This is a genomic window from Rhizorhabdus sp. GW822-FHT03C02, from assembly GCF_058801765.1.
In genome coordinates, this window is record NZ_JBXANN010000001.1 from 583,064 (window position 1) to 606,164 (window position 23,101).

Consider the following 23,101-nt stretch of genomic DNA (forward strand, 5'->3'; position numbering starts at 1 on the left):
ATGAAATTCGAGACTCCCGCCGGTACCAATCCGATCGACCGGATGGCCGTGGTCGGCAAGCCGCTCGACCGTATCGATGGGCCGCTCAAGACCAGCGGCACCGCCGCCTACGCCTATGAGCGCCACGATGTCGTGCCGAACCAAGCCTATGGCTATGTCGTCGGATCGGCCATCGCCAAGGGCCGCATCGCCGCGATGAGGCTCGACGAGGCGCGTGCGGCGCCGGGGGTGATCGGCATCGTCACCGCCGCCGATGCCGGAAAGCTCGGCAAGGGGCAGATGAACACGGCCGAGTTCCTCGGTGGTCCCGACATCCAGCATTATCACCAGGCGATCGCGATCGTGATCGCCGAGAGCTTCGAGCAGGCGCGCGCCGCTGCCCAGCTCGTCCGGGTCGATTATGTCCGGACCAAGGGCAATTTCGACCTGCACGCGTCGAAGGACGCGGCGACCAAGCCCGCCAGGGGCAAGGCCGACACCGCAGTCGGCGATTTCGACGGTGCCTTCGCGAAGGCCGCGGTGAAGCTCGATGCGACCTATACGACCCCCGATCACAGCCACGCGATGATGGAACCCCATGCCTCGATCGCGGCGTGGGAGGGGGAGAAGCTCACCCTCTGGACATCGAACCAGATGATCGAATGGGGTGTCCGCGACATGGCGGCGACGCTCGGCATCCCCAAGGAGAATGTCCGGCTGGTCTCGCCCTATATTGGCGGCGGCTTCGGCGGGAAATTGTTCATCCGCGCCGAGGCGGTGCTCGCAGCACTCGGCGCACGCGCGGTCGGTCGGCCGGTCAAGGTCGCGCTCACCCGGCCGATGATGGCGAACAACACCACCCATCGGCCCGCGACGATCCAGCGCATCCGCATCGGCGCGGCGAAGGACGGTCGGATCACCGCGATCGGGCATGAGAGCTGGTCGGGCGACCTCGCCGGCGGCAAGCCCGAAAATGCGGTGCAGCAGACCCGGCTCCTCTATGCCGGTGCCGACCGCATGACCCGGACCCGGCTCGCGGTTCTCGATCTGCCGGAGGGCAACGCGATGCGCGCGCCCGGCGAGGCACCGGGGTTGATGGCGCTCGAGATCGCGATGGACGAGGCCGCCGAGCTGCTGGGCATGGATCCTGTCGCCTTTCGCATCCTCAACGACACCCAGGTCGATCCCGAGGATCCGAAACGTCCCTTCTCGATGCGCCAGCTCGTCAAATGCCTCGAGCAGGGCGCCGACCGGTTCGGCTGGGCCAAACGGGTCGCGAAGCCGGCCTCGGTGCGCGACGGGCGCTGGCTGGTCGGGATGGGGGTCGCCGCGGCGTTCCGCAACAACCAGCTCACCAAATCGGCGGCGCGGGTTCGGCTCGATCGCAGCGGCACCGTCACCGTCGAGACCGATATGACCGACATCGGCACCGGTACCTACACGATCATCGCCCAGACCGCGGCCGAAATGATGGGACTGTCTATCGACGACGTCGTCGTGCGCCTCGGCGACTCGGCCTTTCCGGCTTCGGCGGGTTCGGGCGGGCAATGGGGCGCGAACAACTCGACCGCTGGCGTCTATGCCGCCTGCATCAAGCTGCGCGAGGCGGTCGTCGCGAAGCTCGGCCTCGATCCGGCCGGGGTCGACTTCGTCGGCGGGCGGGTGGTGTCGGGCAGCCGGCGCATCCGCCTCGGCGACGCCGCGCGCGACGGGGAGATCGTCGCCGAGGACTTCATCGAATATGGCGACCTCGACAAGCAATATCAGCAGTCGACCTTCGGTGCGCATTTCGTCGAAACCGCGGTCGATGCCGCGACCGGCGAGATCCGCATCCGCCGGATGCTCGCGGTCTGTGCCGCGGGGCGCATCCTCAATCCCAAATCGGCGCGCAGCCAGGTGATCGGCGCGATGACGATGGGCGTCGGCGCCGCGCTGATGGAGGAACTGGCGGTCGACAGGCGCTTCGGTTTCTTCGTCAACCACGACCTTGCCGGCTACGAAGTGCCGGTTCATGCCGACATTCCGTATCAGGAGGTGGTCTTCCTCGACGAGACCGATCCGATCTCCTCGCCGATGAAGGCCAAGGGGGTCGGCGAACTCGGCCTGTGCGGGGTCGCGGCCGCCGTCGCCAATGCGGTTTACAACGCGACCGGGGTGCGCGTGCGCGATTATCCGGTTACGCTCGACAAATATCTCGATCGCCTGCCCGAGATGGTGTGACGGCAGGCGCTGCCAAGGAGCCGATATGGACCCGAAAACGACAGCCCTCGTCCTGATCGAATATCAGAACGAGTTCGTGAAGCCCGGCGGTGGGCTGCACGACGGGGTGAAGGCGGTGATGGAGAGCAGCGATATGTTCGCCAACAGCCTCGCTCTGGTCGAGGCCGCGCGATCGAAGGGGGCGACGATCATGCATGCGCCGATCGCTTTCGCCGAGGGCTATCCCGAAATCCCGGCCGAGCCTTATGGCATCCTCGCCGGGATCGTCGCCTCGCAATCCTTCCGCAAGGGCAGCTGGGGCGCGGAGATCGTCGAGGAACTGGCGCCGGTCGCGGGCGACATCGTCATTGAGGGCAAGCGCGGGCTCGATTGTTTCGCGAGCACCAACCTCGATTTCATCCTGCGCGCCCGCGGGGTCACCACCGTCGCGATCGCCGGCTTCCTGACCAACTGCTGCGTCGAATCGACGATGCGCTCGGCCTATGAGCGTGGCTATCGGGTGGTGACCCTGACCGACTGCACCGCCACCCTGTCCGAAGAGGAACAGCGGGTCGCGACCGGCAAGGATTTCGCGATGTTCTCGCGGCCGATGACCCACGACGCCTTCCTCGCGGAACTCGGTCAGGCCTGAGCGGCCGGCGTCGGCACCACCAGCCAGGCCGCGGCGGCACCGCCCAGGCCCGCCAAGGCGACCACCCAGCCGAGCGGCCAGGGGGTGCCGTCGGCGAACGCGCCCACCAGCGCCGATCCGGCGATGCCGCTGCCATAATGGATCGCGCCGACCAGCGCCGAGACCGCGCCCGCGCGATCGGGGAAATTCGCCATGGCGCCGGCGATCGAATTGGCGACGATGAAGCCGGTCATCGCCACGAACAGGAACAGCGGAATGGCGAGGCCGGCCAGGCCGCCCCAGCCGGTCGCGGTGGCGATCGCCAGCAGCAGCCCGGCCAGCGCCGCGCCGGCGGTGCCCCATCGCAGCAGCCGGACGCTGCCGATGCGCATCACCAGCCGCGCGTTGATCAGGTTGGTGACCATGATCCCGACGATGCCGACCCCGAACAACAGCCCGTAGAGCTGCGGAGGCACATGATAATAGTCGATATAGGCGAAGGGCGTGCCGGCGATATAGGCGTAGGAGCCGCCATAGAAGAAGCCGCCCGCCGCGGCATAGCCGATCAGCCGGCGCTGGCGGATCAGATCGCCATAGCGCCCGATCGCCCGGGCGAGCGGCTCGGCATTGCGGCGGTCGGCGGGCAGCGTCTCGGGCAGGGTCAGCAGCGCCGCGAGCGTCGCGACGCCGACCCCGACCAGCGTCCAGAAGATTGCGTGCCACGAGCCATGGCCGAGGATCTGGCCGCCGACGATCGGGCCGAGCAGCGGCGCGATCGCCATCACCGTCATCAGCGTCGACATCATCTGCGCGGCGCGCTCGCCGGCATAGAGATCGCGCACCATCGCCCGGGCGAGCACGACGCCGGCACAGGCGCCGACCGCCTGCACCACCCGCCAGCCGATCATTTCCCAGGCGCTGCCCGACAGCGCGCAGCCCGCCGATCCGATCGCGAACAGCAGCAGCCCGACCGCGACCGGCCCGCGCCGGCCATGGCGATCGCCGATCGGTCCCCACAGCAGCTGCCCCAGGCTGAACCCGATCAGATAGCCCGATATCGTCAGCGCCATCGTCCCCGGATCGCTGTGGAAATCGCGCGCCATCGTCGGCAGCGCCGGCAGATAGAGGTCGGTCGAGATCGAGGCGAACCCCATCAGCGCGCTCAGGATCGCCAGCACCCGCAGGCCGTGGCGGGCGGCCTCGGCCTGCACTGCGGGGGCGGCCTCGACGATAGCCGCGCCGGAGGGGACGGTGGCGTCGTCGATCTTGTGCGGCATGAACATCGGCCGGTCATCCTGAAACGGGCAGGGGCGATGCGCCGCTTTCGGCGCATCGCCCCTGCCATTGTTGGTGCGCCTGGGCGGGCTCAGCGGCCGACCGTCGCCAGCAGATGCGCCGGATAGCGCTCGCCCTCGACGCTGATCGCGGCGGCGGCGCGCTCGATCTCGGCAAGATCGTCGGCACCGAGCACGACATCGGCGGCGCCGAGATTCTCCTCGAGCCGGTGCAGCTTGGTGGTGCCCGGGATCGGAACGATCCAGGGCTTCTGCGCGAGCAGCCAGGCGATCGCAATCTGTGCCGGGGTCGACTGCTTGCGCTCGGCGACCCGCTTGAGCAGGTCGACCAGCGCCTGGTTGGCGGCCATCGCCCCCGGGGTGAAGCGCGGCAGGTTGGCGCGGAAATCGTTGCCGGGGATTTTCGTGTCGGCGGTCATCGCGCCGGTCAGGAAGCCCTTGCCGAGCGGGCTATAGGGGACGAAGCCGATCCCCAGTTCCTCGCACGCCTCGAGGATGCCGTTGGTCTCGGGCCCGCGCGTCCACAGCGAATATTCGTTCTGGAGCGCGGCGACCGGCTGCACCGCATGGGCGCGGCGGACGGTCTGGGCGCCGGGCTCGGACAGGCCGAAATGGCGGACCTTGCCTTCGCGGATCAGGTCGCCGACCGCGCCGGCGACATCCTCGATCGGCACGTTCGGATCGACCCGATGCTGGTAGAACAGGTCGATCACGTCGATGCCGAGCCGCTTGAGCGAGGCCTCGGCGACCGCGCGGATATTCGCTGGCCGGCTGTCCAGCCCCTTGTTCTCGCCGGTCGCCTGATCGATCGCGAAGCCGAACTTGGTGGCGATCACCACCTCGTCGCGGATCGGCCGCAGCGCCTCGCCGACGATTTCCTCGTTGGTGAACGGGCCATAGACCTCGGCGGTGTCGAAGAAGGTCACCCCGCGTTCGGCGGCGGCGCGGATCAGGTCGATCGATTCAGAGCGGCCCAGCGCCGAGGCATAGCCGAAGTTCAGACCCATGCAGCCGAAGCCGATCGCCGAGACCTGGAGGCCGCTCTTGCCGAGAGTTCGTTTCTGCATTGCTCATCTCCTGGCGCCATCGGCGCGCTGGTTTCGGATGAGTCTCAGATAGGCCGATCCATTCCCACGGATTAGCCATGCTATATGGCATGGACTTATATTCTAGATTCATGAATTGGGAAACTCAGCGTCGCTGCGAACCCGCCCTCGGGCCGGTTGGCGAACTGCACCGCGCCGCCCTCGCGTTCGGCGAGTGCGCGGACGATCGCGAGGCCGAGGCCGGCGCCGCCGGTCTCGCGGTCGCGCGACGGGTCGATCCGGCCGAACGGCTCGCCGAGCCGGGCGATCGCGCGGGCGGGCACGCCCGGGCCATTGTCGAGCACGGCGATATCGACCCAATTGTTCCGGGCGCCGACCATGATCGCGACATCGCCGCCATGCCGCACGCCATTGTCGACCAGATTGGCGAGCATCCGCCGGAATGCGACCGGATCGGCGCGGATCGTCAGGTCGGGAACGACGCCGCAGCGCACCGCCTCGCCCATCTCGGCCCGCACCGCGACCATCGCCGCGATCTCGACCGGCAGGGCGATCGGTCGCGGCGGTGCCGATGCCCCGGCATCGCGCCGCGCGAAGAGCAGGGTGTCGTCGAGCAGCAGGGTCATCTCGTCGAGGTCGGCGCCGGCGCGTGCCCGCTGGTCGGGATCGTCGATGAACTCGGCGCGCAGCCGCAGCCGGGTCAGATAGGTGCGCATGTCATGGGCAATCCCCGCCAGCGTGCGGCTGCGCTCGCCGATCAGTTCGTTGATCCGCATCTTCATGTCGTTGAACGCCAGCGCCAGTTCGCGCAGTTCGCGCGATCCGCCGACCGCCAGGTCGGGGGTGTCGAGATCGGTCGAGAAGCGCCGGACGCCGGCCGACAGCCGCGCCAGCGGCCGGGTGGTCTGGCGGACCGCCAGCAGCAGGATCGCGATGATGATCAACCCGCTGACCGCGCCGAGGAAGGATCGGTGGCGCAGATAGCCGCGTATCAGCGGCGACGGCCGGCCGTCGACGGCGAGAATGTGGCCGTCGCGCAACGCCACGCTGATCGTCACCGGCGCGAACAGGGTGCGGCCGGGCGAGGCGGGCGTGCCCGCGATGGCGCCGAGCAGCGGCCGACGTCCGGTCACCCGCACGCCATGGCCCGCCAGTGCGACCGCATAACGATGCTCGAGCGCGTCGAGCCCGGCGCGGCGCGAGGGCGGGGCGGCGGGCGGCTGTGCGAGGAGCCGTACCGTGTAGAGCGATCCGTTGAACATCTCGACCAGCGTCGCCCGCCGTGCCGGTGGTGCGGCCTCGATCGTGTCGACCATCGCCGCGAGCTGCGCGGGCTGCGGCAGATTATAGGGCCGCCGCTCGCTGCCGCGACCGGGCAGGGTGGTGGCTGCCCACACCAGCGCCTGGAGCAGCACGAAGCCGCCGAGCAGGATCGTCGCGATCCGGAACGACAAATTGCCGCCGACGGTCATAGCCGGGTCACCGCCGCGCTGAACAGATAACCACCGCCGCGCACCGTCTTGATCAGATCGGCGCCCGATGGATGCTCGGCCAGCTTGCGGCGCAGCCGGCTGAGCTGGACGTCGACCGCGCGGTCGAACGGTCCGCTGCTGCGACCGCGGGTCCAGTCGAGCAACTGGTCGCGGTTGAGCACGCGCTGGGCATGGGTGACGAAGCTCAGCAGCATGTCGAACTCGCCGCCGGTCAGGTCGATCGCGCCGCCATCGGGGTCGGTCAGCGCATGCGCGCCGGCGTCGAGCGTCCAGCCGGCAAAGCCGTAGCGCTCGGCCGGGCTGTCGATCGCGACCCGATGGCGGTCGCGGGTGCGGCGCAGGATCGCGCGGATCCGCGCGAGCAGCTCACGCGGGTTGAACGGCTTGGGCAGATAATCGTCGGCGCCGATCTCGAGCCCGACGATCCGGTCGACGTCATCGCCCTTGGCGGTGACCATCAGCACCGGCACGTCGCCGCGCGCGCGCAGCCGGCGGCATAGCGACAGCCCGTCCTCGCCCGGCAGCATCACGTCGAGGATGGCGAGATCGATCCGCTGGCGTTCGAGCAGCCGGTCGAACTCGCCCGCGGTGCGGCAGCCGGCGGCGTCGAACCCCTCGCGGGCGAGCAGCCCGATCATCAGCGACCGGATTTCGGCATCGTCCTCGACCACCGCGATGAAGCTCTTGTCCATGGGGCCATGATGGACCGGGCCGGCGCGCGCGAAAAGCGGGCAGGGGACGACTGTTACACTTCGTCACCGTTCGTCACCCTGCCGCAGCACCCGGCTTACGCTATGACGGCATATCGAGGGCAGGCGGTCAGGAGCCGCCGGATAGTCAAGGAGCGTATCCATGTCCCTTCACCGTGTTTCCATCGGCCTGATGATCGGATCGATCGTCGTCGCCACGATTGCTGCTGCCCCGGGCCAGGCGCGCACGCGCGGCCATGTGCTCAGCGCTCAGGGTTCGGGCGGGCGGGGCTTCACCCAGTCGCGCTCGATCACGCGCGGTCCCGGCAATGTCAGCGCCAGCCGCGGCCTCCAGACCAATAGCGGCCGCGGCTATACCAGCAGCCGCGGCGCCAGCTGGGCCGACGGCGGCTATTCGGGCGGCCGCACCACCACCCTCAACAACGGCCGCAGCTTCGGCCGCAGCACCACCGCCACCAACAATGGCGACGGCACAGCGAGTTTCACGACCACGCGCACCGGCCTGAACGGCAACGGCAGCAGCGTGAGCGGTACGGTGAGCCGGCCGCCGCAATGAGCTTGTGGCCGCGTCCATGCGACCCTCCGGGCGCGGCCAACCCCTTTTCGGAGACGATCATGACGTTCACCCATTTTCTCGCGGCGGCGCTGGCGATCGGGCTTGCCGTTCCCGGCCAGGCCCAGATGTTCGGCGGTGCCGATCCGCTGTCGACCTTCGACAATGCCGACGCCAACAGGGACGGCGTCGTCAGCCGTTCCGAATATGCCGATGCCCGCAACGCGCGCTTCGCGCAGCTCGACCGCAACCATGACGGGGCGATCGCCAGGGATGATTTCGGCCGGCTCGCCAAATTCCGCCCGCAGGCCGCCGACCGGCTGGCGGAGTTGATCGCCCGCGCCGACACCGATCATGACGGACGGGTCAGCAAGGCCGAATGGACGGCGGCGCCGATGCCGGTCTTCGACCGGATCGACGCCAATGGCGACGGCAAGGTCGACAAGGCCGAACTGGCCAAAGGCCGCGAGATGCTCGCGGCGATGAAGGCCGACAAGAGCGGGGCCGACTGAGATGGGCATGGTCGAACGCGGCCTGCGCGGGCTGTTGCTGTCGGTGGCGGTCGTGCTCGGCCTGACGGCAACCATGGCCGCTGCCGCTGGTCCCGTCTGCGACGCGACCTGGACCGATACGGCGCGCGCAGGGCGCGGCGTGCCGGTGCGGATCCGCATGCCCGACGGCGTGGCCAAGGCGCCGGTGATACTGTTCAGCCATGGCCTCGGTGGATCGATCGACAGCGGCCGCGCCTGGGCCGAGGCCTGGGCGGAGGCCGGGCTGATCGTCGTCAACATCCAGCATCCCGGCAGCGACCGGGCGATCATCATGAGCGGGCATCTGCGCGACGCGATGTCGGCCGAGCAATTGTTCGCGCGGGTCGCCGACGTCCATTTCGTGATCGACCAGCTTGGCCGCCAACGGGCCGAAGGGCAATGCGATCTGTCACGCGCGGACCTGTCGCGGATCGGCATGTCGGGCCATAGCTTCGGTGCCCACACCACCCAGGCGATCGCCGGCCAGCATTATCCGGTGGCGCTCGCCGACAAGGTCGCCGATCCGCGGGTGAAGGCGGCGATCGCGTTCAGCCCGGCGCCGCCGGCGATCGGATCGGTCGAGGCGGCGTTCGGCACCGTCCACATACCGTTCCTGTCGATCACGGGGACCGCCGATACCGTGCCGCTCACCCCCGGGGTCAAGGCCGAGGATCGGGTGAAGCCGTTCGCGGCGCTGCCCCCGGGCGACAAATATCTGCTCGTGCTCGACGGCGCGACCCATATGGCGTTCAATGGCCGGGGCGACCGCGCCTTTGGCGGCACGGCGCTGACCCCGCATATCGAACAGGTGGTCGAAGCCGCGACGATCGCTTTCTGGCGCGCGACCCTGATGGACGATGCCGACGCCAGGCGCCGGCTCGATCGCCATGAATTCGGGCTCGCCGCGGGCGATCGATGGAACAGCCGGTAAGTTATATCCTCGTCGCCCGACACCCGGCCGCGAATCGTCCGTCACAGCCGCATGCGACCGTTCCGCCGTATTTTGCGCGCTTTTCGTCTTTGTCTTTGCGGCTCCGGCGATCCGGCGGCGTCTTTCTCTCGACAGTTGGTTACGAGCGAGGGATGATCGGCAATGGCGCTTATCGGCGGCTGGAAGGTGATGGCGGTGCTGGTGGCGGCGACGACCGCGCTCGCGTTGCCCGACCTGCATCGCCCCGCCCGGGGATCGGAACCCGCCGAAACCGGCGCCGATCTGGGCCGGTCGCCCTTGTCGGTGATGACCTATAATATCGAAGGCCTGCCCTGGCCGGTGCGCTTCGGCCGCGACGCGGCGTTCGATGCGATCGCCGCGGGCCTGCGCGACCTCCGCGATCAGGGGCGGCAGCCGCACGTCGTGCTGCTGCAGGAGGCGTTCGTCGACGATGCCCGCGCGATCGGCGCGGCGGCGGGCTATCGCTATGTCGTCGATGGCCCCGATGCCGCGACGCGGGCGATGGCGCCGGTGCGATCGCCCGATCCCGAACTCGACGCCCGCCGCAGCTTCTGGAAGGGCGAGGCGAGCGGCAAGCTGGTCGGCAGCGGGCTCCAGATCCTGTCCGACTATCCGCTCCGCGACGTGAAGCGCGCGGCGTTCCCGGCGGAGGTCTGTGCGGGGTACGACTGCATCGCCAACAAGGGCATGGTCATGGCAATCGCCGATGTGCCGGTCCCGTCGGCTTCGGCCGCGGCGACGGCGTCGACCCCGATCGCGATCGTCGACGTGCATCTCAATTCGGGACCGGCCTCCGGCGTGTCGCGGCGTCGGGCCTATCTCGCCTTTCGCGACCAGATCGACCTGGTCGCGGCCTTCCTGCGGCGCGAGGCGCCCCGCGACATGCCGGTCCTGCTCGGCGGCGATTTCAACATCGGCCGCTATCCCGAGCGCCGCGCCTATGCCGAGGCCCGGCTCGGCCCCTGGCTGGGTAGCGGCCACCGTAACGCCTTCGGTCAGTGCCTGGTCGCGCCCGACTGCATCGACAATATGTCCGCCGACGCGCATCGCTCGCTGCGCCATGCGAAGGACTGGCAGTTCCTGCGGGCCGGGCCGAACGCCGAACTCCACGCCGAGGCGATCGCGACCCCGTTCGGTCATGACGCCGACGGCCGGATGCTGTCCGACCATATCGGCTATACGGTGTCCTATCGGATGCAGCCGAAGGCGGCCATCGCCCATTCCCGCGCTGACGAGCCCATCGCACTCCTGGATTGAACCAGGCCGGACTGCACTAGAGCATGTCCTGATCAGATTGATCAGGACATGCTCTAAATTGTCTTTGTTTTCCGCATTTTCCGAGCCGTCAGGTGATTCCACCTGACTTGAAAATGCTCTAGCGGCGGATTGGGTACGCCAACCCATCCTCCGAAGGCAATTATCTTTTGCCGGCCCAGCTCTCGGCCGCAATATCGGTCATTACCTCGATCGAAAGCGGCTCCGATCTATCCCGCTTCAACAGGTTGAAGACATCGGAGATCGCTCCGCCCGCGACTAATGGCGGCACCGCGATGGGCTCATCGGGAGGTGGGTTATCGGTCCTCGCCACCTCGTTCAATTGCCGCCGGTGACCGGGATCAGCCCGCCGGTCACCGCGCGCGCCGCCGGGGAGGCGAGGAACAGGATCAGGTCGGCGATCGCCTGCGGCTGGACCCAGGTCGAGGTGTCGGCATCGGGCATGTCGGCGCGGTTGGTCGGGGTGTCGATGATGCTCGGCAGGATCGCATTGACGGTGACGTCCTTGCCCGACAGCTCGCGCGCCAGGCTCTCGGTGAAGCGGTGGACGCCCGCCTTCGATGCGGCATAGGCGCCCATGCCGGTGTCGGCGCTGATCGCAGCCCCCGCGCCGATGTTGATCACCCGCGCATCCTTGGCCGCGATCAGCGCGGGCAGGGCGGCCTTGGTGATCGTCGTCGCGGTGATCACGTTCATCGCATAGAGCCGCTGCCATGTCGCGATGCTGCCGCCCTCGACGGTTTCCCAGGCGAAGCCGCCGGCGATGTTGACCACCACCCGCACCCCGCCGAACGCTTCGGTCACCTGCGCGACGACCCTGGCCGCGGCATCGCCGTCGGTCAGGTCGACCCCGCCCAGGTCGAGAGCACCGTCGAGCGGCTCGGGAGCTTCGGCTGCAAAGTCGACGCGGGCGACCTTGTGGCCCTGCGCGGCGAACGCCGCCGCCACGACGCGACCGAGCGCGCCATAAGCTCCCGTTACGATGATCCCGCCGTCGGCCATGCTGTAACCCCTCATCCCTATGATATGGTGGAGGGGGTAATCGAAGTGCGGGCGGGGCTCAAGGCGTCCGCCGCCAAGCCATCGTCGACGCGATCTTCTCGGCGCTATGAGGCGAGGGCCGCCGCCTGCGCCAGATGCGGCGCCACTCCCGCGGTGCCGACGATCACCCGTTGCAGGATCCGCCGGCCGCACCCCTTGAGCGACCCGCGCCGGTGCTGGAGCGCGATATTGTCCCAGATCACCAGGTCTCCCCGGCGCCAGCGATGCTCGAGCACATACGCGTCGCGGTAGAGATGATCGAAGAGCGCGTGCAGCAGGTCGCGGCTCGCCACCCAGTCCATGCCGGTGATGCGTGCGGTCTGGAGCTCGCTGGTCCACAGGCAGGGCCGCGCATTGTGCGGGTTGATCTGGATCGCCGGCTGTTCGCTGCGCTTGTGCGCGACCGGATCGGGCCGGTCGCAGCAGCGTCCCGCCAGCGTCTCGAACGACGGCGATATCATTTCGACCCGCCGCCCCTCCATCCGGTCGCGCAGCGTCGCCGGCAACGTCGCCCAGCCCTGCTCGGCGCTGGTGAAGAAGGTCGAGGAGGCATCGTCGACCACGTCGATCGCATGCAGCGCCAGCGCGTCGAACGGGGCGTCGGTATAGGCGGCGTCGGCGTGCCAGCTCAGTTCGGTCAGCGCGATCTCGCTGCCGCCCTCGGTCGACAGATAGCCGTCCTCGCCCGGGCGGATCAGGATCGGTCCGGCCAGCGCGCACAATTGCTGTTGCCGCGCCATCGACAGCGTCTGGCCGCGCGCGAGGATCAGCCCGTGCGTCCACAGAAGATCGACGAACTGCCGCTCCTGCGCGGTCGAGAGCGGTGCCGACAGATCATGGTCGATCTCGACCCCGAACGGCGCGAGCGGTCGCCACGACAGACCGATGTCCCCGTTCGCTGGCACCATCCCCTCGATCGTCATGGCGGCTTATCCCTTTGCCGATAGTGGAGGAGGGTGTCGCTTCGGCCATGGCCTGTCAATTCGGCTGGTCTTATTCCGAACGGAGTTGATGCGCCCTCGTCGGTGCACCATGGTCGCATCATGCGCACGATTTCCCAGGACAGTTCGGTCAGACTCTACCATCTCGACGATGGCGAGGGGGGCGCGGCCTCGACGCTGTTATATGGAACCCTTGCCGAGGCGCTCGCGATGGCGGACGCACAGCCCGAGGACGTACAGGCGGGGCTGTTCCTGCAGACCAGCAACGACGTCGTGTCCTATCTCGACTATATCGAGGGCTGAGCATCTGATTCGGTAGCGGCCCATTTGCATGGCATCGCAGGCATGCGGTCACTACGGCACTCTGGCATCAGGATGCGGATATCGAAAATATCCGCCGAACATATGGTATCGATCATACAGACTTTGGACGATCTGGGCTGGCGACCCTATTTCAGCGATCAGCTCTCGGACGATGAAGCGGCCTATTGTCATCCGGTCCGGGTGATGGCGGTCCATCGTGGCAAGATCGCGATCGCGGGCGCCGGATCGGACGCGATGATCCCGCCGCATATTCCCGGCGCCGATGCCGCCGACGATCATCCCACGGTCGGCGACTGGTTGCTGATCGACGAGGCGACGATGCAGCCCGTCCGCGTCCTGGGCCGGGAAAATCTGTTCAAGCGACGCGCCCCGGGCCATGGCCGCAAGGCGCAGCTGATCGCCGCCAATGTCGACACCTTGTTCATCGTCGCCTCGTGCAACCAGGACTTCAGCGTCGCCCGGCTCGAGCGCTATCTGGTGCTGGCGCGCGAGGTCGGGGTGAGGCCGATCGTCGTTCTGACCAAGATCGACCTGACCGATACGCCCGAGTCCTTCGCGGCGGCGGCGCGCGGGCTCGAACCGGGGCTTCGAGTCGAGCTGGTCGACGGTCGCGATCCCGCGAGTGTCGCCGGCTTGGCGTCCTGGTGCGGCAAGGGACAGACGGTTGCCCTGCTCGGATCGTCGGGGGTCGGCAAATCGACCCTCGTCAACACGCTGCGCGGTTCCGACAGCATCGCCACCCAGGCGGTCCGCAAGGGCGACGATACCGGCCGCCACACCACGACCGTGCGCGAGATGCACCGTCTCGCGGGCGGCGGTTGGCTGCTCGATACGCCGGGCATGCGCGAATTGCAGCTGGCCGATGCCGCGACCGGGATAGCCGAGGTTTTCGACGACTTCGTCCTGGCGGCCGAGGATTGCCGCTTCTCCAATTGCGCGCATGGCACCGAACCCGGTTGCGCCGTTCGGGCGGGGATCGCCACAGGCGTGCTGACTCCGGAGCGTTTCGACCGCTGGCGCAAATTGGGAACTGAGGAGACCGCGAACAGCGCCAACCTCGCGAAGTGGCGGGCTCGCGAGCGACGATGACGGCGGCCGCGATCCTGCACGACGAGTGGCGCGGCTTGTCCTGATCAAGCCGGAGGGCGCGTGATGATTGCACCCGCTTGCGGCGCGGGCGGGTGTGGCACGAAACCGACGTCGATCGTGGTTCCGGCGGCGGCATCGCCGATCTCGACGCTGGCGCCCATGCGCGAGGCCGCCGATCGCACGATCGCCAGGCCCAGGCCGCTGCCCTCGGGACCGTCGGTGCCCGCCAGTCTGAAGAAACGGTCGAAGATCTTGTCGCGATAGGCCGGCGAGATGCCGGGACCATCGTCGCTTACGCGCAATATCGTCCGGCCGGGGGCATGGCGCAGCGCGATCGACACCCGGCCGCCGACCCGGTTGTAGCGAATGCCGTTGTCGACGAGATTGGCGATGATCTCGAACACCAGGGTCCGGTGCCCTGCGACGATATGGCTGTCATGCGCGTCGGCCTCGAGATCGAGCTCGACGCCGGCCTCGATCGCCTGGTTGATGAGGCGGCCGATCACCGCGGCGGCGACCTCCCGCAGGTCGACCTCTTCGAGCGGGGCCGACACGCCGGCCTCCTCGGCGCGGGCGAGCGCGAGCAACTGCGTCACCAGCCGTTCGAGGCGGAGGACCGCCTCGAATATCTCGTCGAGCGCCGATGCCGAGCCCCGCCGTGCGAGCGCGACCTGCACTTTCAGGACCGACAGCGGTGTGCGCATCTGGTGCGAGGCGTCGGCGGTGAAGCGGCGCATGCCGCCGGTCGCGGTGTCGAGCTGCGCCAGCAGATGGTTGAACGCGGTGGCGAGCGGTTGCAATTCGGTCGGCAGCGGGGTGGTGTCGAGCGGGGAGAAATCGGGGCGGCTGCGGGCATCGCGGGCTTCGACCGCGCGGCGCAACCGCGCCAGCGGACGCAGGCTCCACCCCAGCGCCGGGCGCAACAGCAGGATCGCGATCCCGACCAGCACGAGCTCGCCGAGCAGGAGGCCGCCCATCAGCCGCATCGTCAGCGCCGAGCGATTGTCGAGCGTCTCGGCGACCTGCACGATGACGGGCTGCGCGACCCGGGGCAGCAGCCGCTTGACCTCGCCGATGCGGATGTCCTGATCCCGATAGCGGGCGAAGCGGAACCGCGGCACGTCGGTGGTCAGGGTCGCGGGATCGGGGGGCGGCAGATCGGCATAGCCGGTCAGCAATTCGCCCCCTACCGCGATGCGATAATAGACATTGTCGCGTTCGCTGTTCTCCAGCATCCCGAACGCGGCCGGCGGCAGGTCCAGCGTCACCTCGCCGCGCTCGACCTGCACGGTTTCGGCGATCGCGCCCAGCGCACCTCCGAGCACGCGGTCGTTGGTCCGGCGGACGACGTCGGCGATCAGGGTCGCCCCGCCGACGCCGATGATCGCCGCCGCGCCGAGCAGCGGCCCGAGCATCGCCGCGAGCAACCTCGTGCGCAGCGCGATCGCGCGCGGTTCAGCCGGCATCGAGCATATAGCCCACGCCGCGGATCGTGCGGATATTGGGCCCGTCGGGCATCAGCTTGCCGCGCAGCCGGGTGATATGGACCTCGATCGCATTGCCGCCGACCGGTTCGTCGAAGCCGAACACCTCGCCGATCAGCAATTCGCGCGGCACGATCTGGCCGGCGCGGGTGGCGAGCACCTCGAGCACCGTCAGTTCGCGGCGCCTGAGATCGAGCAGGCGCCCGGCGACCCCGGCGGTGCCGCTCGACCGGTTGATCGACAGCGTCCCGACGACGATCACCGGGGTCGGATCGCCGCCGCGCCGCCGGCCCAGCGCGCGCACTCGCGCCTCGAGCTCGACCGGCTCGAACGGCTTGCGCAGATAATCGTCGGCGCCCAGGTCGAGTCCGCGCACCCGGTCGTCGAGCGCATCGCGCGCGGTCAGCATCAGCACCGGCACCCGATCGCCCCGGCGGCGCATCTGCTGGAGCACCGCGAAGCCGTCGATATCGGGCAGTCCGACGTCGAGGATCACCAGCGCATAAGGTTCGCTCGCGACCACCGCGAGGGCGTCTTCACCGGTCGCGACATGGTCGACGGCATGGCCGCCCGCCCGCAGCAGCGCGGAAATGCTGCGGGCCAGCGCCGCGTCGTCCTCGATCATCAGGATACGAATGGCGGCACCCGGTCGTGAAAGGTTGATGACAGCTTTGCTTCGTATCGCACCCTTGCATCTTATCCGAACACAGAGACGGAAAGCGAGGAGCGGGATCGATGCGGTGTTTTCGATATTGGACGGGATGGCTGGCGCTGCTGTGCGCACCCTTGCCGGCGCTGGGCGCGGAGCGGCCGGCGGGCTATCCGCGATCCTATGACCAGCTGATCGCCGATGCCCGCAGCGAGCGGCAGGTGCGGATCTACGCCAATGCCGACGCCGCCGAGATGGCGCCGCTGGTGGCGGCGTTCCACCGCCGCTATCCCGGCATCGGCGTCGTCTATTCCGATCTCGGATCGACCGAGATGTATCGCCGCTTCATCGCCGAAACGCGCGGCCGGGCGCCGTCGGCCGACCTGGTCTGGTCGTCGGCGATGGACCTTCAGGTCAAGCTGATCAACGACGGCTATGCCCAGGCCTATGCCAGCCCGGAAAAGCCCGCGCTGCCGGCATCGGCGGTGTGGAAGAATATGGGGTTCGGGGTCACCGCCGAGCCGATCGGCTTCGCCTATAACCGCAAGGCGATCCCCGCCGCCCGGGTGCCGCGCAGCCATGCCGCGCTCGAGGCGCTGCTCCGCACCGACCGCAAGGCGCTGACCGGCCGGGTGACGACCTTCGATCCGGCGCGGTCGAATGTCGGCTATCTCTATCTGTCGGAGGATTACGCGACCACCCGCGACAGCCGGTCGCTGGTCGAGGCGATCGCGGCGACACGGCCGGTGCTCGCGATCACCACCGAACCGATGCTGCGCGGCGTCGCCGAGGGACGCCAGGCGATCGCCTATAATGTCATCGGTTCCTATGCGCTCGAACGGGCGCGGCGCGATCCGCGGATCGGGGTGGTCTTCCCCAGCGACTATACGATCGTCACCTCGCGGATCGCCTTCATCGCCCGCGAGGCGCGGCACCCGGCCGCGGCCAGACTGTTCCTCGACTTCCTGCTGTCTCGCGAAGGCCAGTCGCTGCTCGCGCAGCATAGTCTCTGGCCGGTGCGCGGCGATGTCGGCGCCCGCCGGCTTCCGCCCGAGCAGGCCCGCCCGATCCGGGTCGGGCCACAGCTTCTCGTCAATCTCGACCGCCTCAAGCGCCAGCGTTTCCTGCGCGAGTGGAGCGCGGCGCTCACCCTTGGAGCCCAGCAGCCATGATCTTTCGATGCCGTCGCCCCAGTCTTCATGCTGGTCTGGCGACCCTTGCGCTGATCGCGGCGACGCCCGCGCTGGCCGAAACCCCGGACAATGCCGAACTCGCCGGTCTGGTCCGCGCGCAGGCCGCCGAGATCGCCGCGCTGAAGGCCCGGATCGAGCGGCTGGAGGGGCAGGGCGTCGCGCAGGCCTCATCGGCGCCGCAAATTGCCGAGCGGCAGCAACCCGTACCGCCACCGCTCGTCGTCGCCCCATTCGCGCCGCAGATCGTGCCGCCGGGGCCCGCCGATATCGACGTCGCCCAGGCGCGCGCGGTTGCCGCCAATCCGGCGGGCGTGACCACCGAATGGGGCGCCGGGCTGCCCGTCTTCCGCTCGGCCGACGGCGTCTTCACCTACAAGCCGCGCGGCCGCATCCTCGTCGACGTCAGTTCGACGCTCGGATCGCGCTATGCCGGCCGCAATACCACCACCACCGGCATGCGCGCGCTGCGGCTGGGTCTCGAAGGCGGGGTGGGGCCGCATTTCTTCTACCAGTTCGAAACCGATTTCTCGGAGAACCAGGTCGATATCGTCACCGCCTTCATGGGGTGGCGCAACCGCCTAGGCGGCAAGCTCGATTATGACGTGCGCGTCGGCCATCTGTTCAACGATCGCGGCTTCGAAGGCAGCACCGGATCGGATTCAACGCCGTTCCTCGAACGCACCGCGGTCGCGACCGCGATCATCCCCCAGCGCGGTTTCTACGGCATCGGCATCATGGGCCGCGCCTTCGGACCGAACTGGCATGCCTCGGTCAGCGTCACCGGCGACCGCGTCGACGGTGAACAGGCGACCAACGACAGCCGCACCGCGATGGCGCGCGCCCACTGGAACCCGATCAGGACCGACCGGTCGATGTTGCATGTCGGGCTGTGGGGCTTCGACGAGGCCTTGTCCTCGGCGGCGACCACGCTCACCCGCAACACGGTGATCGGCGGCCGCTTCAACGGCGCGGTGCGGGTGTCGAGCGGGCCGCTGCTCGGCGGCAAGTCGACCACCGGCTATGGCGTCGAACTTGGCGGCTATGTCGGTTCGCTCTGGCTGATGGGCGAGGGCGGGCAGCGCATCGCCCGGCTCGACGGCGGCCGCGGCGATTTCAAGAGCAAGGCGTGGAGCATGTCGGGGGGCCTCTTCCTCACCGGCGAACTGCCGCCCTATAATCCGCGCCTCGGCAGCTTCGGCCAGCCCAAGGTGCTCGACCCGCTGCTCGACGGCGGCTCTGGCGCGATCGAACTGACCGCGCGCTACGAGAATCTCGACTATACCGACCTGCTGCTGGGCGGGGACGGCTGGGCGGCGACGCTTGGCGTGAACTGGTATCTCAACAGCTTCACCCGCATCCAGCTCAACACCATCCAGTGGCATACCGACAACCGCACCGGCGCCTTCACCGGCGGCGACGGCGGCACCACCGTCAGCGCCCGGGTCGGCGTCACCTTCTGACGCATATTTCGATCTTGTCCCCATCCGTCGTTTCAAGGACGCAGCGATGAATCTTGCCCTGCTCGGCTTCCTGATGGTCGCCACTTTCATGACGCTGATCATGACGAAGCGGATGACCCCGCTGGTCGCGCTGATCGTCATTCCCTCGCTGTTCGGCGTGATCGCCGGCCAGGCCGCCGGCCTCGGCGACATGATGATCGACGGGATCAAGAATCTCGCCCCGACCGGGGTGATGCTGCTGTTCGCGATCCTGTTCTTCTCGACGATGACCGACACCGGCCTGTTCGATCCGCTGGCGGGGCGACTGATCCGCATGGTCCATGGCGATCCGCTGCGGATCCTGCTCGGCACGGTGGTGCTGTGCGCGCTGGTCAGCCTCGATGGCGACGGATCGACGACCTATATCATCACCATCGCCGCGTTGCTGCCGCTGTACAAAAGGTTCGAGATGAACCGTCTGTACCTGGTCTGCCTGCTGATGGCGACCAGCGGCATCATGAACCTCACTCCCTGGGGCGGGCCGACCGCGCGCGCGGCCAGCGCGCTGAAGCTCGATCCGGCGACGCTGTTCCTGCCGCTGATACCCGGCATGATCGCCGGCCTGGTCTTCCTGCTCGGGCTCGCGGTCTGGTTCGGCCGCAAGGAACGCCGCCGGCTCGGCCATGTCCGCGCCAACCAGCCGACCGACTTCACCGGCATGGCGGTGTCGCAATATCCCGAGGCGCGCCGGCCCCGCCTGATCTGGTTCAACGGCGCGCTGGTCATCGCCCTGCTGACCCTGCTGGTCTGGGGCGTGCTGCCGCTGTCGGTGCTGATGATGATCGCCTTCGCGATCGCGATGATCGTCAACTATCCCGGCGTCGCCGCGCAGAAGGAACGGATCGCGGCCCATGCCGGCAACGTCCTGTCGGTGGTCTCGCTGATCTTCGCCGCGGGCATCTTCACCGGCATCCTCTCGGGCACCGGCATGGTCGAGGCGATGAGCAAGGAAGTGGTCGGCTTCATCCCGCCGGCGCTCGGGCCTTATATGGCGCCGATCACCGCGCTGCTCAGCCTGCCCTTCACCTTCTTCATCTCGAACGATGCCTTTTATTTCGGGATGCTGCCGATCCTGGCCGAGGCCGGCGCCCATTATGGGGTCGAGCCGATCGCGATCGCGCGGGCATCGCTGATGGGGCAGCCGGTCCATCTGCTCAGCCCGCTGGTGCCGTCGACCTATCTGCTGGTCAGCCTGGCCGGCATCGACCTCGCCGATCATCAGCGCTTCACCCTGCTCCCCGCGGCTTTGGTCTGCCTGGTCATGACGATCGTCGGGATGATCGCGCTAGCCTTTCCCTTCGTCGCCTGAGGGTGAGGGCGAGGATCGAGGCCGCGGCGCTGGGGTCCCGGTCGGGACCGGCCTTGCGCTTCCTGCTCGCGCTGATCGTCGGCGCGATCGGGGGCGCGCTGTTCTGGTGGAGCCATGCGCCGTTGCCCTGGGTGCTCGGCTCGATGGCGGCGACCGCGCTCGCCAGCATCGCCGGCGCGCCGCTGCAGGCCTCGGCGGCCGCGCGGCGGCTGATGTCGGCGGTGATCGGGGTGGTGCTGGGCAGCAGCTTCGCGCCCGGGCTGCTCGGCGAGGTGCAGGCGTGGATCGTCCCGCTCGCGCTGCTGCCGTTCTTCCTCGCCGCAGCCGGGTTGCTCTGTGTGACCTATTTCCGCCGCGTCGCGAAATTCGATCCCGTCACCGCCTATTTCGCGGGCATGCCGGGCGGCATCGCCGAGATGGTGGTGATGGGCGCCGAGCGCGGCGCCGACGAGCGCGCGATCGGCCTGATCCACGCCGCGCGGATCTTCCTGGTCGTCTTCATCCTGCCCTTCCTGATCCGGCTCGACCTTTCGCCGGCGATCCTGCCGCCGGCGGCGCTGACGACGGTATCGGCGGTGTCGGGCACCGCGACCCAATGGACCCTGCTGGCCTGGGCGGTCGGATGCGCGCTGACCGGCCTCGTCCTCGGCCGGGCGCTGCGGCTGCCCGCCTGGCATCTGACGGGGCCGCTCGCGGTGAGCGCGATCGTCCATGTCACCGGCCTCGCCGATTTCCGCATCCCGGCCTGGGTCCTGTCGGCCGCGCAGGTCGGCCTCGGCGCCACGATCGGTTGCCGCTTCGTCGGGCTGACGCTCGCGACGCTGCTGCGGATGCTGGCGCTCGCGGCCGGTTCGACCGCGATCCTGCTGGCGATGACTTTCGCTTGGGCGGCGACGATCGGTGCCGCGACCGGCCTCGATCCGGTGCTGCTGACGCTCGCCTATTCGCCGGGCGGCCTCGCCGAGATGAGCATGGTCGCGCTCAGCCTGGCGCTCGAACCCGGTTTCGTCATCGTCCACCACCTCACCCGGGTGGTGCTGGTGCTGATCGGCGCGCCGTTCGGCTTCCGCCTGATGAAATTCAGATCAGCGTCGTGAGCCCGGTGAGCGGGTCGACGAAACCTTCGTAGATCATCTTGCCGGCGACGTAGAGGATCACCGCGAGGCCGACATAGGCGATCGCGCGATAGCGCTCGATGACGCGGGCGAGCAGGTTGGCGGCGAGGCCCATCAGTGCGACCGACAGCACCAGGCCGATCACCAGGATGCCGGGATGCGCGCGCGCCGCGCCGGCGACCGCCAGCACATTGTCGAGGCTCATGCTGACATCGGCGATCGCGACCGCCCAGGCCGCCTGGGCGAAGCCCTTGGGCGCGGCCTTGCCGGCGACGGCTTCGCCATCCTCGGCGCCGCCGCCGGCGCGCAGTTCGCGCCACATCTTCCAGGCGACCCAGACCAGCAGCAGCCCGCCGGCGAAGACCAGGCCCACCAGCTGCATCAACTGGGTCACCACCAGCGCGAAGGCGATCCGCAAGATCAGCGCGGCGACGACCCCGATCGCGATGACCTTGCGCCGCGACGCGGCCGGCAGTCCGGCGGCGAGCGCACCGACGACGATCGCGTTGTCGGCGGCCAGCATCACGTCGATCAGCACGACCTGGCCGAAGGCGGCCAGCGCGGCGGGTGATCCGAGATCGGAAAAGTCGGCGACGATATGCTGCCAGATGTCGTTCATGGGTCCTCCGAGCGGCGCGAAACCCCGCCCGCCTAGAAGGACAGCCTGTCATGAACCTTTCATGGCGTGGGGCACACCGCAGGATGGACGAGCTTAGCGGCGCTCTATCGTCACATTCCCCAGCATATGGCCATAGGCCGGGCCCTGCAGGAATCCATGCGGAAAGCCCGGCTCGATCGCGCTCGCAGTCGCCAGCCGTGCGACCTGGCCATCGTCGAAGCCTATTGCGAGCGCGCCGAGATTGTCCTCGAGCTGCGCGGCGGTCCGTGCGCCGATCAGTGGCGCCGTCACCGCCGGATTCAAGAGCGTCCACGCCAGCGCGACCTGCGACGGCGTGCAGTCGATCTCGCCCGCGACGGTCTTGACCACCTCGGCGATGTCGATCGTCCGTTCGCTCAGCCGGCCCGACGCTATGTTGACCCCCTTGCGCGTGTCGTTGGGGTTGCCCGCGATCGGCGCGGTCAGATCGGCGCGGCTATATTTGCCCGACAGCGCGCCGCCGGCGAGCGGCGACCAGGGCAGCACGCCCAGTCCCATCGTCGCCGCCATCGGGATCAGGTCGCGCTCGACCGTGCGTTCGGCGAGGCTGTACGGGATCTGCAGCGCGATCAGCGGCGCCCAGCCGCGCAACTCGGCGATCGCCTGCATCCGCGACACCTGCCACGCTGGGGTGTCCGATATCCCGGCATAGACGATCTTGCCGGCGCGCACGAGATCGTCGAACCCGCGCAATATCTCCTCGACCGGGGTGTGGAAGTCCCAGACATGCAGGTAGAGCAGGTCGATATAGTCGGTGCGCAGCCGCTTGAGGCTGTCCTCGACCGCGCGCACCATGTTCCTGCGATGATTGCCGGCGGCGTTCGCGTCGCCCGGGCGCATCGCCAGCGAATATTTGGTCGCGATCACCATCGGCTCGCGTCGCCCTTCGAGCAGCTTGCCTATCAGGCTCTCCGATCCGCCCTTGCCATAGAAATTGGCGGTATCGAGGAAATTGCCGCCGCGATCGATATAAAGGTCGAGCATGCGCGCCGCCTCGTCGTCGTCGCTGCCCCATCCCATGCCGAGCCCGAAGGTCATCGTGCCGAGCGCCAGCGGCGACACCCTGAGCCCCGATCGGCCGAGCAGGCGATAATGGTCGAGCTGGCCGGGCATGGTTCGTCTCCTGGTTGCGGCTT

At 68.5% G+C, this 23,101-nt stretch carries 22 protein-coding genes; 12 read left to right on the plus strand and 10 right to left on the minus strand.

The features are described from left to right. Complete coding sequence (gene paoC / locus AC1RM6_RS02625) at nt 1–2,199, plus strand: aldehyde oxidoreductase molybdenum-binding subunit PaoC (protein ID WP_493098036.1); 2,199 nt, start codon at nt 1–3, stop codon at nt 2,197–2,199. Between the two features lie 25 nt (nt 2,200–2,224). Then, on the plus strand, nt 2,225–2,830 hold the full coding sequence (locus AC1RM6_RS02630) for a cysteine hydrolase family protein (protein WP_493098037.1): 606 nt from the start codon (nt 2,225–2,227) through the stop codon (nt 2,828–2,830). Here AC1RM6_RS02630 and AC1RM6_RS02635 read toward each other — a convergent pair. From AC1RM6_RS02635 to AC1RM6_RS02650, 4 genes are all read right to left on the minus strand, one after another. Further along, nucleotides 2,821–4,092: a multidrug effflux MFS transporter gene (locus AC1RM6_RS02635; protein ID WP_493098038.1), complete on the minus strand. Its 1,272-nt coding sequence runs from the start codon at nt 4,090–4,092 to the stop codon at nt 2,821–2,823. The two genes, AC1RM6_RS02630 and AC1RM6_RS02635, sit on opposite strands and share 10 nt — an antisense overlap. Before the next feature lie 83 nt (nt 4,093–4,175). Next, nucleotides 4,176–5,171 (minus strand): aldo/keto reductase, encoded by a 996-nt coding sequence (locus AC1RM6_RS02640; RefSeq protein WP_493098039.1) that lies wholly within the window; start codon nt 5,169–5,171, stop codon nt 4,176–4,178. A gap of 95 nt (nt 5,172–5,266) precedes the next feature. Beyond that, the gene (locus AC1RM6_RS02645) at nt 5,267–6,622 is read right to left on the minus strand and encodes an ATP-binding protein (protein WP_493098040.1); all 1,356 of its coding nucleotides are present in this window, start codon (nt 6,620–6,622) and stop codon (nt 5,267–5,269) included. Further along, the gene (locus AC1RM6_RS02650) at nt 6,619–7,335 is read right to left on the minus strand and encodes a response regulator (RefSeq protein WP_493098041.1); all 717 of its coding nucleotides are present in this window, start codon (nt 7,333–7,335) and stop codon (nt 6,619–6,621) included. Before AC1RM6_RS02650 ends, AC1RM6_RS02645 begins: the two co-directional genes overlap by 4 nt. A gap of 160 nt (nt 7,336–7,495) precedes the next feature. Between AC1RM6_RS02650 and AC1RM6_RS02655 the strand changes: the two genes are divergently transcribed. From AC1RM6_RS02655 to AC1RM6_RS02670, 4 genes are all read left to right on the plus strand, one after another. After that, a complete protein-coding gene (locus AC1RM6_RS02655) occupies nt 7,496–7,909 on the plus strand; it encodes a hypothetical protein (RefSeq protein ID WP_493098042.1) in 414 nt (137 codons plus the stop codon). Between the two features lie 59 nt (nt 7,910–7,968). After that, nucleotides 7,969–8,418, plus strand: a complete 450-nt coding sequence (locus tag AC1RM6_RS02660; RefSeq protein ID WP_493098043.1) for an EF-hand domain-containing protein — start codon at nt 7,969–7,971, stop codon at nt 8,416–8,418. Between the two features lie 7 nt (nt 8,419–8,425). Further along, entirely contained in the window at nt 8,426–9,367 is a 942-nt protein-coding gene (locus AC1RM6_RS02665) for an alpha/beta hydrolase family protein (RefSeq protein WP_493098044.1), read from the plus strand. A gap of 162 nt (nt 9,368–9,529) precedes the next feature. After that, nucleotides 9,530–10,645: an endonuclease/exonuclease/phosphatase family protein gene (locus AC1RM6_RS02670; RefSeq protein WP_493098045.1), complete on the plus strand. Its 1,116-nt coding sequence runs from the start codon at nt 9,530–9,532 to the stop codon at nt 10,643–10,645. A 336-nt stretch (nt 10,646–10,981) separates the two neighbouring features. Here AC1RM6_RS02670 and AC1RM6_RS02675 read toward each other — a convergent pair whose 3' ends face one another. Then, a complete protein-coding gene (locus tag AC1RM6_RS02675) occupies nt 10,982–11,665 on the minus strand; it encodes an SDR family NAD(P)-dependent oxidoreductase (protein WP_493098046.1) in 684 nt (227 codons plus the stop codon). A gap of 104 nt (nt 11,666–11,769) precedes the next feature. Further along, on the minus strand, nt 11,770–12,627 hold the full coding sequence (locus AC1RM6_RS02680; protein ID WP_493098047.1) for a TauD/TfdA dioxygenase family protein: 858 nt from the start codon (nt 12,625–12,627) through the stop codon (nt 11,770–11,772). Between the two features lie 120 nt (nt 12,628–12,747). Here AC1RM6_RS02680 and AC1RM6_RS02685 point away from each other — a divergent pair, with 120 nt between their 5' ends. Then, nucleotides 12,748–12,948, plus strand: a complete 201-nt coding sequence (locus AC1RM6_RS02685) for a hypothetical protein (protein WP_493098048.1) — start codon at nt 12,748–12,750, stop codon at nt 12,946–12,948. A 123-nt stretch (nt 12,949–13,071) separates the two neighbouring features. Next, nucleotides 13,072–14,058: a ribosome small subunit-dependent GTPase A gene (rsgA, locus tag AC1RM6_RS02690; RefSeq protein ID WP_493098049.1), complete on the plus strand. Its 987-nt coding sequence runs from the start codon at nt 13,072–13,074 to the stop codon at nt 14,056–14,058. Between the two features lie 44 nt (nt 14,059–14,102). On the opposite strand, the gene AC1RM6_RS02695 is transcribed toward rsgA, so the two are convergent. Both AC1RM6_RS02695 and AC1RM6_RS02700 read right to left on the minus strand, forming a co-directional pair. Further along, nucleotides 14,103–15,524 carry a sensor histidine kinase gene (locus tag AC1RM6_RS02695; protein WP_493098050.1) on the minus strand — a complete coding sequence of 474 codons (1,422 nt, stop codon included), beginning with the start codon at nt 15,522–15,524 and terminating at the stop codon, nt 14,103–14,105. Continuing rightward, on the minus strand, nt 15,514–16,167 hold the full coding sequence (locus AC1RM6_RS02700) for a response regulator transcription factor (protein ID WP_493098051.1): 654 nt from the start codon (nt 16,165–16,167) through the stop codon (nt 15,514–15,516). Before AC1RM6_RS02700 ends, AC1RM6_RS02695 begins: the two co-directional genes overlap by 11 nt. Nucleotides 16,168–16,277: 110 nt before the next feature. On the opposite strand from AC1RM6_RS02700, the gene AC1RM6_RS02705 reads away from it, so the two are divergent. From AC1RM6_RS02705 to AC1RM6_RS02720, 4 genes are read left to right on the plus strand one after another with little or no spacing between them, the layout of a single operon-like run. Then, nucleotides 16,278–17,363, plus strand: coding sequence for an ABC transporter substrate-binding protein (locus tag AC1RM6_RS02705; protein WP_493098052.1), 1,086 nt, complete (start codon nt 16,278–16,280; stop codon nt 17,361–17,363). Beyond that, on the plus strand, nt 17,360–18,844 hold the full coding sequence (locus AC1RM6_RS02710) for an OprO/OprP family phosphate-selective porin (protein WP_493098053.1): 1,485 nt from the start codon (nt 17,360–17,362) through the stop codon (nt 18,842–18,844). Before AC1RM6_RS02705 ends, AC1RM6_RS02710 begins: the two co-directional genes overlap by 4 nt. A 46-nt stretch (nt 18,845–18,890) precedes the next feature. Continuing rightward, on the plus strand, nt 18,891–20,192 hold the full coding sequence (locus tag AC1RM6_RS02715; RefSeq protein ID WP_493098054.1) for a CitMHS family transporter: 1,302 nt from the start codon (nt 18,891–18,893) through the stop codon (nt 20,190–20,192). 53 nt (nt 20,193–20,245) lie between these two features. Further along, complete coding sequence (locus AC1RM6_RS02720) at nt 20,246–21,289, plus strand: AbrB family transcriptional regulator (RefSeq protein WP_493098055.1); 1,044 nt, start codon at nt 20,246–20,248, stop codon at nt 21,287–21,289. Here the strand turns inward: AC1RM6_RS02720 and AC1RM6_RS02725 are convergent. Then, on the minus strand, nt 21,273–21,926 hold the full coding sequence (locus AC1RM6_RS02725) for a YjbE family putative metal transport protein (protein WP_493098056.1): 654 nt from the start codon (nt 21,924–21,926) through the stop codon (nt 21,273–21,275). The genes AC1RM6_RS02720 and AC1RM6_RS02725 overlap by 17 nt on opposite strands. A gap of 93 nt (nt 21,927–22,019) precedes the next feature. Next, nucleotides 22,020–23,078: an aldo/keto reductase gene (locus AC1RM6_RS02730; RefSeq protein ID WP_493098057.1), complete on the minus strand. Its 1,059-nt coding sequence runs from the start codon at nt 23,076–23,078 to the stop codon at nt 22,020–22,022. Nucleotides 23,079–23,101: the final 23 nt, after the last annotated feature.

Bases quoted from the DNA above. Each gene is read 5' to 3' on its own strand.
- paoC (WP_493098036.1), top strand. From the start codon at position 1: ATGAAATTCGAGACTCCCGCCGGTACCAATCCGATCGACCGGATGGCC.
- AC1RM6_RS02630 (WP_493098037.1), top strand. From the start codon at position 2,225: ATGGACCCGAAAACGACAGCCCTCGTCCTGATCGAATATCAGAACGAG.
- AC1RM6_RS02635 (WP_493098038.1), bottom strand. From the start codon at position 4,092: ATGTTCATGCCGCACAAGATCGACGACGCCACCGTCCCCTCCGGCGCG.
- AC1RM6_RS02640 (WP_493098039.1), bottom strand. From the start codon at position 5,171: ATGCAGAAACGAACTCTCGGCAAGAGCGGCCTCCAGGTCTCGGCGATC.
- AC1RM6_RS02645 (WP_493098040.1), bottom strand. From the start codon at position 6,622: ATGACCGTCGGCGGCAATTTGTCGTTCCGGATCGCGACGATCCTGCTC.
- AC1RM6_RS02650 (WP_493098041.1), bottom strand. From the start codon at position 7,335: ATGGACAAGAGCTTCATCGCGGTGGTCGAGGACGATGCCGAAATCCGG.
- AC1RM6_RS02655 (WP_493098042.1), top strand. From the start codon at position 7,496: ATGTCCCTTCACCGTGTTTCCATCGGCCTGATGATCGGATCGATCGTC.
- AC1RM6_RS02660 (WP_493098043.1), top strand. From the start codon at position 7,969: ATGACGTTCACCCATTTTCTCGCGGCGGCGCTGGCGATCGGGCTTGCC.
- AC1RM6_RS02665 (WP_493098044.1), top strand. From the start codon at position 8,426: ATGGTCGAACGCGGCCTGCGCGGGCTGTTGCTGTCGGTGGCGGTCGTG.
- AC1RM6_RS02670 (WP_493098045.1), top strand. From the start codon at position 9,530: ATGGCGCTTATCGGCGGCTGGAAGGTGATGGCGGTGCTGGTGGCGGCG.
- AC1RM6_RS02675 (WP_493098046.1), bottom strand. From the start codon at position 11,665: ATGGCCGACGGCGGGATCATCGTAACGGGAGCTTATGGCGCGCTCGGT.
- AC1RM6_RS02680 (WP_493098047.1), bottom strand. From the start codon at position 12,627: ATGACGATCGAGGGGATGGTGCCAGCGAACGGGGACATCGGTCTGTCG.
- AC1RM6_RS02685 (WP_493098048.1), top strand. From the start codon at position 12,748: ATGCGCACGATTTCCCAGGACAGTTCGGTCAGACTCTACCATCTCGAC.
- AC1RM6_RS02695 (WP_493098050.1), bottom strand. From the start codon at position 15,524: ATGCCGGCTGAACCGCGCGCGATCGCGCTGCGCACGAGGTTGCTCGCG.
- AC1RM6_RS02700 (WP_493098051.1), bottom strand. From the start codon at position 16,167: ATGATCGAGGACGACGCGGCGCTGGCCCGCAGCATTTCCGCGCTGCTG.
- AC1RM6_RS02705 (WP_493098052.1), top strand. From the start codon at position 16,278: ATGCGGTGTTTTCGATATTGGACGGGATGGCTGGCGCTGCTGTGCGCA.
- AC1RM6_RS02710 (WP_493098053.1), top strand. From the start codon at position 17,360: ATGATCTTTCGATGCCGTCGCCCCAGTCTTCATGCTGGTCTGGCGACC.
- AC1RM6_RS02715 (WP_493098054.1), top strand. From the start codon at position 18,891: ATGAATCTTGCCCTGCTCGGCTTCCTGATGGTCGCCACTTTCATGACG.
- AC1RM6_RS02725 (WP_493098056.1), bottom strand. From the start codon at position 21,926: ATGAACGACATCTGGCAGCATATCGTCGCCGACTTTTCCGATCTCGGA.
- AC1RM6_RS02730 (WP_493098057.1), bottom strand. From the start codon at position 23,078: ATGCCCGGCCAGCTCGACCATTATCGCCTGCTCGGCCGATCGGGGCTC.